Annotated in this window: 16 protein-coding genes; 6 read left to right on the top strand and 10 right to left on the bottom strand. The window is 54.4% G+C overall.

Features of this window, described 5'->3' with window-relative positions:
• The first annotated feature begins 33 nt into the window (after positions 1-33).
• Entirely contained in the window at positions 34-945 is a 912-nt protein-coding gene (gene hemF / locus PSE_RS21640; protein ID WP_014286758.1) for an oxygen-dependent coproporphyrinogen oxidase, read from the top strand.
• Between the two features lie 72 nt (positions 946-1017).
• Here the strand turns inward: hemF and PSE_RS21645 are convergent, their stop codons facing one another.
• Both PSE_RS21645 and PSE_RS21650 read right to left on the bottom strand, forming a co-directional pair.
• Positions 1018-1608 (bottom strand): DUF2087 domain-containing protein, encoded by a 591-nt coding sequence (locus PSE_RS21645; RefSeq protein WP_208982167.1) that lies wholly within the window; start codon positions 1606-1608, stop codon positions 1018-1020.
• 216 nt (positions 1609-1824) lie between these two features.
• Positions 1825-2232 (bottom strand): hypothetical protein, encoded by a 408-nt coding sequence (locus PSE_RS21650; RefSeq protein ID WP_014286759.1) that lies wholly within the window; start codon positions 2230-2232, stop codon positions 1825-1827.
• A gap of 86 nt (positions 2233-2318) precedes the next feature.
• On the opposite strand from PSE_RS21650, the gene PSE_RS21655 reads away from it, so the two are divergent.
• Positions 2319-2891 carry a TetR/AcrR family transcriptional regulator gene (locus PSE_RS21655; protein WP_014286760.1) on the top strand — a complete coding sequence of 191 codons (573 nt, stop codon included), beginning with the start codon at positions 2319-2321 and terminating at the stop codon, positions 2889-2891.
• Here PSE_RS21655 and fumC read toward each other — a convergent pair.
• Entirely contained in the window at positions 2878-4284 is a 1407-nt protein-coding gene (gene fumC, locus PSE_RS21660; RefSeq protein ID WP_008547491.1) for a class II fumarate hydratase, read from the bottom strand. The genes PSE_RS21655 and fumC overlap by 14 nt on opposite strands.
• Before the next feature lie 241 nt (positions 4285-4525).
• Here fumC and PSE_RS21665 point away from each other — a divergent pair, with 241 nt between their 5' ends.
• The 3 genes from PSE_RS21665 (at position 4526) to PSE_RS21675 (ending at position 7197) form a co-directional block, all read left to right on the top strand.
• Positions 4526-5650 (top strand): AAA family ATPase, encoded by a 1125-nt coding sequence (locus PSE_RS21665; protein ID WP_014286762.1) that lies wholly within the window; start codon positions 4526-4528, stop codon positions 5648-5650.
• Between the two features lie 2 nt (positions 5651-5652).
• On the top strand, positions 5653-6633 hold the full coding sequence (locus PSE_RS21670; RefSeq protein ID WP_083841603.1) for an EamA family transporter: 981 nt from the start codon (positions 5653-5655) through the stop codon (positions 6631-6633).
• 81 nt (positions 6634-6714) lie between these two features.
• On the top strand, positions 6715-7197 hold the full coding sequence (locus tag PSE_RS21675; RefSeq protein WP_014286764.1) for a PAS domain-containing protein: 483 nt from the start codon (positions 6715-6717) through the stop codon (positions 7195-7197).
• Here the strand turns inward: PSE_RS21675 and PSE_RS21680 are convergent.
• Positions 7194-7664, bottom strand: a complete 471-nt coding sequence (locus tag PSE_RS21680) for a MarR family winged helix-turn-helix transcriptional regulator (protein ID WP_208998016.1) — start codon at positions 7662-7664, stop codon at positions 7194-7196. The genes PSE_RS21675 and PSE_RS21680 overlap by 4 nt on opposite strands.
• 181 nt (positions 7665-7845) lie before the next feature.
• Between PSE_RS21680 and PSE_RS21685 the strand changes: the two genes are divergently transcribed.
• On the top strand, positions 7846-8277 hold the full coding sequence (locus PSE_RS21685) for an organic hydroperoxide resistance protein (protein ID WP_014286766.1): 432 nt from the start codon (positions 7846-7848) through the stop codon (positions 8275-8277).
• Between the two features lie 79 nt (positions 8278-8356).
• Here the strand turns inward: PSE_RS21685 and PSE_RS21690 are convergent, their stop codons facing one another.
• The 6 genes from PSE_RS21690 to PSE_RS21715 form a co-directional block, all read right to left on the bottom strand.
• On the bottom strand, positions 8357-9412 hold the full coding sequence (locus tag PSE_RS21690) for a Tim44 domain-containing protein (protein WP_014286767.1): 1056 nt from the start codon (positions 9410-9412) through the stop codon (positions 8357-8359).
• 173 nt (positions 9413-9585) lie between these two features.
• The gene (locus PSE_RS21695) at positions 9586-10023 is read right to left on the bottom strand and encodes a DUF1284 domain-containing protein (protein WP_014286768.1); all 438 of its coding nucleotides are present in this window, start codon (positions 10021-10023) and stop codon (positions 9586-9588) included.
• Positions 10024-10025: 2 nt separating this feature from the next.
• Positions 10026-11246 (bottom strand): CCA tRNA nucleotidyltransferase, encoded by a 1221-nt coding sequence (locus tag PSE_RS21700; RefSeq protein WP_014286769.1) that lies wholly within the window; start codon positions 11244-11246, stop codon positions 10026-10028.
• Entirely contained in the window at positions 11243-11515 is a 273-nt protein-coding gene (locus PSE_RS21705; protein WP_208608786.1) for a DUF6111 family protein, read from the bottom strand. Before PSE_RS21705 ends, PSE_RS21700 begins: the two co-directional genes overlap by 4 nt.
• Complete coding sequence (locus PSE_RS21710; RefSeq protein ID WP_014286770.1) at positions 11515-12135, bottom strand: CoA pyrophosphatase; 621 nt, start codon at positions 12133-12135, stop codon at positions 11515-11517. Before PSE_RS21710 ends, PSE_RS21705 begins: the two co-directional genes overlap by 1 nt.
• Before the next feature lie 27 nt (positions 12136-12162).
• A complete protein-coding gene (locus PSE_RS21715) occupies positions 12163-12783 on the bottom strand; it encodes a DUF1285 domain-containing protein (protein WP_014286771.1) in 621 nt (206 codons plus the stop codon).
• Positions 12784-12822 lie beyond the last annotated feature (39 nt).

Genomic DNA, 12822 nt, shown 5'->3' on the forward strand with positions numbered 1-12822 from the left:
CAACAAAGAAGATTTAGCGCTCTAGGAGGGACGATGAGCGACACACAGAACACGCTTCCGGCAGATCTGGAAGACAAGAAGAAAGAAGCCTCTGCGTGGTTCACTCAGCTGCGCGATAACATCTGCGCCGCGTTTGAGCAGCTGGAAGAAGAAGTTGGCGAGCAGGACGGCCCACTCGCAGACCAGCCAGCCGGACGCTTTGAACGCACACCATGGGAGCGCACAGACCACAGCGGCGGCCATGGCGGCGGCGGTGTCATGTCTTTGATGCACGGCCGTGTGTTCGAGAAGGTTGGCGTCCACGTGTCCACCGTACACGGCGAGTTCTCTCCAGAGTTCCGCGACCAGATCCCAGGTGCCAGCGAAGACCCACGGTTCTGGGCTTCCGGCATCTCCCTGATCGCCCACATGCACAACCCAAATGTACCGGCAGTGCATATGAACACCCGTATGGTGGTCACCACCAAGCAGTGGTTTGGCGGTGGAGCAGACCTCACCCCAGTGCTCAGCGCACGCCGCACACAGGAAGACCCGGACACCGTTGAGTTCCACGAGGCCATGAAGGCAGCGTGTGTTGATCATCCGGGCGCAGACTACGATCACTTCAAGAAGTGGTGCGACGAGTACTTCTATCTGCCTCACCGCAAAGAAGCGCGCGGCATCGGCGGCATCTTCTACGACCGCCACAACACCGGTGACTGGAACGCAGACCTTGCCTTCACCAAATCCGTTGGCAACGCGTTCCTCGACATCTACCCAAAGCTGGTGCGCAAAAACTTCCTGACCCCATGGACAGTGGAGCAGCGCGAAGAACAGCTGGTCCGTCGTGGCCGCTACGTGGAGTTCAACCTCCTCTACGACCGCGGCACCATCTTCGGCCTCAAGACAGGCGGAAACGTCTCCTCCATCCTGTCCTCCATGCCACCAGTGGTAAAGTGGCCATAAGCCAGAAAACGAAAGAGGCTCCCCGGCCCAAAAGTCGGGAAGCCTCCTGTCTAAATGGCAGTGAAAGCCAAGCTAAGTGCTCGGTCGCACGATGAACGACATGGCAGAGCTGCCGCTTTCACTTTCCAAACGTCTCCCCTTCAAACGCTTAATCAGATCACGCGCCTCCAGTGGTGGTTGCTGCTCTTGCCGCCTGTAATCGGAACCATCCCGATTACGATGCAGCAGCCCAAGGCTAAACAGCTCGCGTCTCAGCAACGCGGGGTCTGCAAAACAATGAGCGTCATTGAGCACAGTGTTGATCTCCTTCTCCCGAAGCGATGCACCAGCCGGAATAAGGGACCACAACTGCCAAAGACAAAGCACCTGAACCTGCCGACGTGACGGCCAGCTGACCAGCCGCCCCGCCTTGTCAAACTGGTTCAGCCCACGCTCAACCAACCGATGATCCACCGTCTCAACAACCGGCTCCGTATCAAGGCGGCGTCCAGCGGAATGCGATGCTCTTAAATGTTGGAAGTTTTGAAAGCCCGCCGCTTTGGCGAGCATGTTCATCAGCTCCACATGAGAAGGAGCATCACCGCGTGACTTCATCTGGCGGGCAACACTGCGCGCAAACGTGGAGATATCAGGCGAACGAAGAGGGACCGGGACTCTCGACATTGAAAAATCCTCTCGAGCCGCATTTTACTTTTCGTGGTCGCTGACTTGCGAAGCGGCATCGGACAAGAATGTCGATTACTCTCGAAGTGAATGGCAGGTTTAGCTCCCCTTTCGGGGCAGCGACGCCTTGGGAACTGCCGACCTGCGCTGACAATAAAGGCGATTTCTGCAAAATGTCAACACGCAGAAGCTTTAGGCGTCGCCGGTCTCAACCACTCAGGCAGCAGCCCTTTGCAAAGCAGGTGCGCGGCCCACCTTGCGCAAGCCCATCGCCACACAGCCAGCGATGATGATAAAGGAGATCCATTGCGGCATGTCCATCAGGTTACCCAGCTGAGAGAGGCCGTAAGCGATAAACAGCAGGGTGAATCCGCCATATTGCCCGATCACCACCCAGGCAACACCCGCCGCCAACTCACTCTTGAAGGCCGCAGCCAGCAGCAACACACCGTTGACCAGCATCACCACCGTGATCCCGTGCCAGACCACCGAAAGCACCGCGATCACCACAGGATGAAGATCACTGCCCAATACAGGATCATGGATCTCTGGACCACCCAGAAACACATGCACCAACACCAGCAGTAAAGACAGTATTCCGGAAGCCATCAGCCACTTATTCATTGGAGTTCTCTCATTTCTGATTCCATACGGTAGCGTACGGTACATTATTGCTGGATCTTGTCAATACGGTAGCGTATGGTGAAAATATGACGGAGAAAACCAAACTCACAGCGCTTGATTGGATCAAAGGCGGCTTTCGCTCTTTGGCCTCTGACGGCCCGCAAGGCCTCAAGGCAGAAGTGCTGGCACGAAAGTTGAAGGTCAGCAAAGGCTCGTTCTACTGGCACTTCAAGGATGTAGCCGCCCTCAAAACAGCTATGCTGGACCATTGGGAAGAGCTCGCCACCCAGCAAATCATCGCGCAGGTGGATGCTGGCAGCCCGGACCCGAAACAGCGCCTCTATGATCTGATTGAGATTGCAGCAAGTGAGGTCTCAGAAGAATACGGCGCCAACGGTGTCTCAAACGCCCTGCGAAACTGGGCCCAGTTTGATGAGCTTGCCCGTGCCTACACCACCAAGATCGACCGCCGCCGTCTGGAGTATGTCGAGAGCCTGTTCTCTCAGGTGCCTCAAACCCGCAAGCACGCCAAAATCAACGCCCAGATCCTCTACGCCACGCTGATTGGTGCAGAACAGCTGGATCAGGCAGACACAAAGGCCTGCCTGGCGCAAACGCTAGATATCATGATGGGCTCAGCGCGCCCTATCCCGGCCTGACCATCTTTTCAGGTCGCACCACCCGGTCAAACTCTTCGGCAGTCACATAGCCCAGCCGAAGCGCTTCTTCTTTCAGGGTCGTGCCATTCTTGTGCGCTGACTTGGCAATCTCGGTTGCCTTGTCATAGCCAATTGTCGGCGCCAGTGCTGTCACCAGCATCAACGACCGCTCCATCAGCTCCTCAATACGATCAAGGTTCGGCTCAATGCCAACCACACAGCGGTCTGCAAAGCTCACCATGCAATCCGCCAGCAACTCGATGGACTGCAGCAGACTGTTGGCAATCACGGGCTTGAACACGTTCAGCTCGAAATGCCCTGTTGCACCAGCCACGCTCACCGCCGTCTGATTGCCCATCACCTGCGCACAGACCATGGTCACGGCCTCACACTGGGTCGGGTTCACCTTGCCCGGCATGATGGAAGACCCCGGCTCATTGGCAGGCAGGCTAATCTCACCAAGACCGGAACGCGGACCAGAGGCAAGGAAGCGAATGTCATTGGCAATCTTCATCAGCGAGCACGCCAGCGTGTTCAGCGCACCATGAGCGAACACTGCCGCATCATGGGTTGCCAGCGCCTCGAATTTGTTCGTTGCCGTCACAAACGGCAGGCCCGTCACCTCACTCACATGGGTGGCAAACGCACTGGCAAACTCTGGGGTTGAGTTAAGCCCTGTCCCAACAGCCGTGCCGCCCTGAGCAAGGCGATAAAGCCCCACAAGGCTTTGCTCAATGCGCTCCTTGGAATACTCCAGCTGCGCCACATAACCTGAGAACTCCTGCCCCAGTGTCAGAGGCGTTGCATCCTGCGTATGCGTGCGTCCAATTTTCACGATGTCAGAAAACGCTGCGACCTTGGCTTCCAGCGTGTCATGCAGATGAACCAGCGCAGGCAACAGCACCTTGTTGATCTCACAAGCCGCTGCAATATGCATCGCTGTCGGGAACGTATCGTTGGAGGACTGCCCCATATTCACATGGTCATTGGGGTGGACAGGAGACTTGCTGCCAATCTGCCCGCCGAGCAGCTCAATAGCCCGGTTCGCAATCACCTCATTGGTGTTCATATTCGATTGTGTGCCTGAGCCCGTCTGCCAGATCACCAGCGGAAAATGCGCATCCAGCTTGCCGGAGATCACCTCAGTCGCTGCCTGACAAATGGCTTTGCCCAGATCCTCCGGCAAGCGCCCCTCTTCCATGTTCACTTTGGCAGCCGCCAGCTTCACCGCACCCAACGCATGGATCAGCGCAGGCGGCAAATGCTCTCGGCCAATAGGAAAGTTGATCAGGGAACGTGCGGTCTGCGCGCCCCAGTACTTGCCAACCGGAACATCCAACACACCAAAACTATCGGATTCCTGCCGCATGCTGTCAGAATCTTGAGCAGACATCGAAACTCTCCTCCAAAGCGCAGTTCCGAAAACCCTTGCGGTTTCCTGAAAGAAGAACGCAACAAACGAAGACACCAAGCAGTTTGAACAACCCAACCTTGAAGTAAAGAGTTACCTCAACCACAGGCGAACAAAACGTGAATTTCCGGTGCATGAACTTTCGGGTTCAATTTACAATCCCAATCCAACCTGCTTATTCTCAACCATACTTACCGAAGATATATCAAAAAAGTTTCACCTCATGGCCATGCCCCCTCTTTCCGCGATCGGCATAGAGAACTACCGGTCCGTACATAAGCTCTTCATGCGAGTTGGCGCCGTCAACGTGTTTGTCGGCAACAACGGCGTTGGCAAAACGAACCTTTACAAGTCTCTGGAGCTGCTCCAGCAGGCTGCACTGGGCCGCATCACCCGCGCCGTCTCAGAGGAAGGTGGGGTGGACAGTGTCATGTGGGCGGGCGACCTCAAGACCCACGAAAAGAAGCGCATCATCCTGCGTGCGGATCTGGGGGATCTGTCCTACCGGATTGAGCTGGGCCTGCCCAACCCAATCTCAGACCCCGCCCTACCTTTTGAAACCATGGTCAGAGACGAAGAACTCACGCTCCTGACAGGCAAGAAGCCAGTCGTGCTGATGCAGCGCAAAGGCCCAAGTGCGTTTTTAAGATCCAGCAAAGGCGGCAAAGTCACTTACGACAACGAGCTGCTCCCTTCCGAAACCGCTCTCGCCAGCATCCGCGATGGCAGCCAGTTTCCTGAGCTGGATCTGGTACGCCGCGCCATAACAGACTGGCGGTTCTACCATACATTCCGCAGTGACCGGGACAGCCTGCTCCGCCGCCCAAGCCCCAATGTCACCACGCCGACACTCTCCTCAGACGGCAGCGATCTGGCCGCAGTATTTGCCACTCTGAAGGAAATCCAGAAGGACACCTTCTTCCTGCAGGACGCAGTCGACGACGCCTTCCCGGACAGCAAACTGATCATTGAAGCCAATGGGCAGGATTGCCGCTTCGCACTGCAAACCCCAGAAATACGCCGCCCCTTCCCGTCTCAGGAACTGTCAGACGGCACATTGCAGTATCTCGCCTTGCTCGGCGCCATGCTGTCCTACCGCCTGCCCTCCTTCATTGCCCTCAACGAACCGGAAGCCAGCCTACACCCCGACCTGCTGGAACCGCTCGCCAAAGTTATTGCCAAAGCCTCAGAGCGCAGCCAGATTTGGCTCGTAACCCATTCTGAACAACTTGCTGATCATATTGCCAATCATGCAGGGGCATACCCAAGGCGCATTTATAAAGAAAACGGCCAGACCGGAATTGATGGCCTGAAAATCACCGGCGAGTTCGTCGGAGAGGAGTACTGAGTTTGACCCCCAAAGGTTTGATTGTCTGCCTTGCCACCATGGTAAGCTGGGCGTTTCTTATTGTCATAAGCAAGGGCCTGCTGCTCGCTTACAACCTCGACCCGTGGATCTTCACCATCATCCAGCTGATGTTTGGCGGCCTGTTCCTCATCGCCATCAGCCGCAAACTGGGCGCCACCATGGAAGCGCTCAAGAGCCCCTACACATGGGCGTACGGCATTGCCCGCGTGCTCTCCGCAGCCTGCTTCACAGCCTCATTGCTTTACATCAGCGCCGCAAACGCAGGTTTCTTCGGCCTCGTCTCCGTGCCATTTTCAGCACTGGTCTTTGCAGTCCTGTTCTTCCGCTTGCCATCCTTTCTGGAAATTCCCGGCCACATCATCATCATTCTGGGCGTTGTCCTGCTCATCTCCACGCTGGAAGGTACCTACTCCAACCCAGCCGTCTACCTGATGGTGTTCTCTGAGTTCGCCGTGGTCGCCTCAGTGGTTATCGCAGAGTTCCACCCGCAAAATCAGGGTGATGACCTGCAGGAGCGCGCCTCCCTCAGCGGCGTTATGCTGGTCGCCAGCGCCCTTATCATGCTCATCAGCCTTGCTGGCCTCTCTCTCTTCACAGATGGACCAGCCACACAGAGCGCTACAGACTGGACAAGCAACCTGCCCCTTATTGACCTCACGCAGGTCTGGAGCCCAACCATGTGGCTGGCAGCGATTGCCGTTGGCATCACCCTGCGCGGTGTCTCCATGTTCCTGTCCATGCAGGCCATCAATCTGGTCGGCAGTCAGAACTATGTCGCCACCATCGCCGCTCTGCCATTCACATCTCTGCTGTTTGAGCTGATCGCAGACAAAGCCGACTACCTGCCCCAGGCTGTACCGAACCCAGTCACCATTCTGGCTGGGGTTATCATGACAGCGGGTTCCCTGGGCATTCTCTGGGCGCGCCAACGCAAGTTCAAAGCGGCAGCTGCGTTTTCTTAAGTCCGCGAAAACCCGCCTATTTCTGAAAGCAATTGCTTACTCGCCTTCGCTAGAGTTCCAGCGAACAGCGAGTAAGCAGGCATGACTGACAATAATAACGAACTGCCCGAAGTCACCGATCAACGCATTTTGGAAGCATGGAAGCTGTCAGGCTGGGCGGATCGCCTGCTGGAAGAAGCAGGCATCGGCGTCACCATCATCGATAAAGACGGCAAGCTGCTCTACTACAACAAATGGGCTTCGGATAATCTGGATCGCCAACCACGCCACATCGGGCACAACGTGAAGGAAAATCACCGCCGGTCCATCACCAACCCGCGGTTTGATGCCATGTTGCAGCTGTTCAGAGATGGCCGCAAAGACCCGGTGCGCTACGTGGCCAACCCATACGGAACCACCACCATTCTGGTCACCGTCTCTCCAATTCACATAGATGGAGAGCTCGTCGGCTTTTCCCAGTTTGTCTTGCTAAAAGAAGAAGTGCAGGAGCTGTGCTGCCTGTTTGACCAGCATGGCCGCGATCCTTTTGAAAAGGATATGCTGCCCAACGGACCTCCGACCTAGCTGGAAACCTTGTCTTTGGCCTCAGTCAGCATCTCCTGAATGCCGTTGAGCTGTCCAACCAGCTGCCGGATTGTCTCCACGGGCACATCCAGATTGGAAAACGCGCAGTGCTGAACGTCAATCACGCCATCACTCAGGCCCCGTCCCTCTTTGGTCAGGCTCACGATCACCTGACGCTCATCTTCCTTGGAGCGTGTGCGGGCAATGTATCCCATCTCTTCCAGACGTTTCAGCAAAGGTGTCAACGTGTTCGAATCAAGGAACAAACGCTCCCCCAGCTCAGAAACGCGCTGATGATCTTTTTCCAAAAGAGCAAGCAAAGTGATGTACTGCGGATAGGTGACACCAAGCTTCTTCATCACCGGCTTATAGAAGCGGTTGAATGCATGATTTGCTTTATAGATGGCAAAGCACAAATGCTGATCTAAACCAAAGCCTTGAAATTCTTCTGATTTCTTCTCGGCCATCACCGTATTCCAGTCCTGAGTAACATCCTCTTTCCCCGTTCTACCCATCAAGACAAAAGCCGTCAAACTAAATCGCACACGATTAATTCACGTTTTGATTGACAGCACCCTACATTTCTTCTTAACTATATCGTACAAGATTTAATCGTGCACGATACATAACAACAATGAGGAATACAAAATGCCAGTAGACGTTCTTTATGAGACAAGCGCAGTTGCCACTGGTGGCCGTGATGGCACTGCAAAAACAAAGGACGGTGCTCTGGAACTGACACTTGCAACGCCCAAAGAGCTGGGCGGCGCAGGTGGAGAAGGCAACAACCCTGAGCAGCTGTTTGCTGCAGGTTATGCCGCATGTTTCATCGGAGCTATGAAGTTTGTAGCGTCTCAGCAGTCCGGCGTGACTTTGCCAGCAGACGTGAATGTTGAATCAACAGTTGGCATTGGCCCACGCTCTGAAGGCGGCTTCGGTCTGGAGATTGCACTGGCTGTCACCGTACCGGGCATGGACAAAGCCAAAGCGGAAGAACTGGTCGCAGCAGCCCATGAGGTCTGCCCTTACTCAAACGCAACACGCAACAACATCGATGTAAAGCTTTCTGTCACAGTCTAATAAGCACACAACCCATCGAACCACATAAAAAGAAAGGGGCCTTTGAGGCCCCTTTCCTATTGCATAATGTCTGCTGTGATTAGCTAGCTTGCTGGATCGCAGAGAGTTGCCAGTTTTCGCCAGCTCCGCGAATAAAGGTCCAGATCTCAGTCCGCTCTTCCGGCACATCAGCATTGCCTTCAACAACCTTATTGGTTGCACGCTCACGCATCACATCAATGGACTCATAACGCATTGCGACAGACGCATAGTCCTTGTCGCCTTCACGCCATGCTTCAGTCAGATCACCCTGCAGCAACTTGATGTCGCGCACTTCGTTGATCAGACCGTTGGAAGCCGCTTTGCCCAGCTCCTCTGCGAAGTAGCCCATGATTTCAGGCGTCGCGATCTCGCGGATCTTGCCATAGTCCTCGGAACCATAGGCAGTCCAGACGGTTGTCAGCAGCGCTTCAAACGCATCAAAGTCATCCGCAGTCAGACCAATTTCGTCATCAGCTTCAGTTGAGAACACAGGCTGTTCTTCAAACTGAGGCGCCTGACCACCACCGAAACCGGTGTTTGGAATGCCGGAGGAACCTGAGCGACGCGGCGCATCCTGCGCACCTGCATCGTTAAAGGTGAACGGCTGGCTCTGCTGTGCCTGCTGCTGATGATGCCCATAAGCGCCAGCAGCTTGCGGCTGTTGACGGCTCCGCAGGAAACGCATCAGCAACATGATACCGCCACCGATCAGAAGCGCCTGAACAATCAGACCGAAGAACCCGGCCATTCCGCCAAAGCCGGTGCCGAACAGCATGCCGAGCAAACCACCCAGTGCCAGACCACCCAGCATGGAGCCGAGGAAACCACCACCGAAGAAGCCACGACGCTGCTGACCAGCAGCTGCCTTGGAAGCCGCCGCAGCATTCGACTGCTGAGCACCAGTGTTGGTGCCGTTGTTTGGTGTCATGGTCCGCTGAACCGGAGCTGTCTTCGGCGCAGTCTTGGTTGCCTTCGGCGCAGAGTAGCTGCGAGAGCCCCGGCTACCAAAACTAAACCCGCGCTTCGCCTCAGCAAAATCCGCAGTCACAAAGATCAGACCGATCGAAAACACCAGCAAGGTGAGAAACCTTGGAAACTTATTCAATGCAAGCATGTAACCCCTAAACCTGCCCGTAAACTCATGTTGCACCCCATATGGGGGCATTCTGTTAAAATTTGAAGACCAAAGCGTATTCGCGAAAAGTAGAATCCAGATTTCAGAGGACAATACGCGCTGCTGAGAAGTTCTGAGGCTGTTTAAGTCCCTCAAAACAAAAGCAAACCGCTTCAGTGATGTTTTGGATTGCGCAGCAGAACTTTTTCGTAGCCAGATGAGGCAATTTCAGCACAAAACTGCACCCACTCGCAGTTTTCGCAGGCTTTTCTGAAATTCCCCTCAGCATATGCCTCCCGCATTTTGCCGATCAGGCGCGAGTTCAACACCAGCTCATCCCCCACATGCAGCTCAGATCCCAGGATCTGGGAGGCAAGCTTCACCGCTGCCTTGTCCCGTTCCACTACACTGCAATTGAAGCAATGCGGCTCAGTCTCCTCGCGGATCAAAGTCGCGCAGATCTCATCCGGCCCGTCCACCAGTTCAACCGGTTCCCCAGCATTCAACCGCTTCACCACAGCCTTGTAGTTCTTGGAAAACGCAGGCGAGTAGCCATGCCCAATGAACGTGAGCACACAAAGCAGATGATGACCACGCAGCTTCACGCTCATGGTCAGCCCGCCTTATCTTCAACGGCCGCTTTCACCTTCGTCATCAGCTCCTCAGCAGAGCATTGATAATCAGCAGAAGCCCAAATTTGTTGCGCCAGCTTCATGGCAGCACCCATCTCTGGCCCGGCAGGAATACCACCAGCAATCATCATCTTGCCAGTCAGCGGAAAGCTCGGGATTTCCCAGTCCTGCGCAAACGCCAACAGCTCTCTCAGCACGGCCTCATCCTGCAGATCACCGTTCATCAACGCCGTCAAAACACCATCAACAACCGCAACAGTTCCATGCGCAACCAGCAGTGCCTTCAGCTCCTGCGTTTGATGGCCGGAGACACGCAAAGCCTTTGCAATCTCAGCAGCAACCTCAATCCGCTTCTTCTGCGCATTAGAAAGCCGTAGATGCTGCGAAACCACTGCTCCCGCAACACCGCCAAGCCGCAGCACTGGCTCATCCGCCGCTTCCGGCAATCCTTCCAGCTCAAGCAACCGTGCAAGACGCGCACTCGCAGCGTCCTCACCCAGAATAAGCTGCAAGATACCGCCCTGTTCCATCAACCCCAAAGCATCCAAAACACGAGGCGCGCCAAGCGTTCTCAAGACTTCCTTGGTGATCCGTTCTTTGGAAAGATGCGACAGCCCCTCCTTCAGCTCAACACAGGCCGCATAGCCATCAGCATTGATCTCTCCTTGCCCATACGTGGCAAAGAAACGAAAGAACCTCAAAATACGAAGGTAGTCCTCACGAATACGCGCCCGTGCATCTCCAATAAACCGCAGATGCCGGTTGAGGCAGTCATCTAACCCGCCCAGCGGATCAAACAGCTCACCATACCGATCCACGTAAAGCGCATTCATGGTAAAGTCGCGCCGCTGCGCGTCCTTCACCCAATCACGCCCGAACTTAACCGTCGCGTGGCGGCCATGGGTCTCCACGTCTTCACGCAGGCACGTCACTTCAATTGGCTGGCTCTCAATCACCAGAGTCACAGTGCCATGATCAACGCCAGTCGGGATCGCCTTCGCACCAGCAGCATCCGCTCTGGCCAGAACCACATCCGGCAAAGCAGTGCAGGCGATATCAACGTCATCCACCACTTCACCCAGCAGGGAGTTGCGCACGGTTCCACCAACTGCACGCGCCACATCGCCGTCCTGTTCCAGAACGTCAAAAGCACGCTGAACAGCAGAGCTATCCAGCCAGCCTCTTTGTTGTAATTTGGTCATTTCTGAGGTGTCTCGTATCCACCCGGAACAAACTCGCCATCAATAATCTGCCCAGGCCGGTATTGTGACCCAAGCGGTGCGTGGCCTGTTTCAGCAAGCAGCACCAGACTGGCGATAACAAGGGCGATGCCCGTGATGCTCAACCACAACATCGGGCCATCGCGAAACCGCTTGTCACTCTTTGCTTTGCGCACAACCATCACCCACACGGCGTAGGCAATGAAAGGAACAAAGAACAACAACCCATGTGTCAGGAGCATTCGTATCATCAGGCATAAACCCTATTATAAAGCATCCGTAATATACCCGCTGTAGCACCCCAAATGTTATAGTGCTCAAATGGCATAGCATAATAGTAACGTGTATGGCCTCGAAACTCTCCGCTTTTTTTATGATGGTTCTCAGGTTTCATCAGGAATGATAAAGGCACTTCAAAAACTTCATCTACTTCGGCTGGATTAGGAGAGAGGAGCAATGGAGGAGTAACTAAAGCTAAAACAGGCACTACACAATATCCAGAACCAGTATAGTAACGTCCTAAGTCCCCCATAATTTCTACTTGAGCTGCATTTAAACCAACTTCTTCATTTGCTTCGCGCAATGCTGCCCCTATTGGCCCATCATCACCCTCATCTATTTTCCCACCAGGAAAAGCTATCTGCCCTGCATGTTGACGAAGGTGAGCTGTTCGTTGGGTTAGAAGAACAGTAGCCTCTAATCCTCTATCGACAACACCAACCAAAACAGCAGCATGTTTTATCTTCTCTAAATTTTCACCATAATCTTTGATACTTGGATTCAAAACATGATCTCCGCCGGGTTCGTGTTCTTCAATATGCAACCGATCCAGAACCCGGGATCTGAAATTTTCTGCTGTAAACTCAGACAAGATTATGCGCCGTCCTAATGTGTCTTTCTAAAATCCAAGGTTCTGCACGGTGTCCACCACAAAGAACTCACCATGGCTTTCGATGCCAACAACCCGTCCCTCCGGGCTTTCCCGCTCCTGCAAATGCGGAGCAAGCTCATGCACCAGTGTGCGTGCAAACAACGCTTCCAGCCGGTCACGAACAAGAATGTAAGGCTTTAGCCCGCCATCTTCCTGCCTCTGCACAAAGCGCAGCGGATGCTCAGGTCCAGCCTCAACAACATCACCACAGTTGGTCCGAATGGTAATCACCTGCTGTCCGTCCTGCTGGTGAATATCCATCTCCACGGCTACAAATGGCGCATCTTCGACAGTCAGACCAATCTTCTCAACTGGCGTGACCAGGTAGTACTTACCGTCTTCTTCCTGCTTCAACACTGTTGAGAACAAATGCACCAGAGCCTCGCGCTGAATAGGCGTGCCCATGTAGTACCAGGAGCCATCCCGCTTGATCTGCATATCCAGATCTCCGCAGAAATCCGGGTTCCACAAATGGATCGGCGGTAAGCTCTTGGATTTTCCCGCACGCGAAATCAAAGCCTGAAGACCTTTCGGCATCTCCTTGATTTCCGGAATGCTCTTTTCTTTAAGTTCAGTCACCACGGTCATTCTACCAGTACATCTGCACCATTATGGGGGTAATATGGT

This window comes from Pseudovibrio sp. FO-BEG1, assembly GCF_000236645.1.
Classification (GTDB): Bacteria; Pseudomonadota; Alphaproteobacteria; order Rhizobiales; family Stappiaceae; genus Pseudovibrio.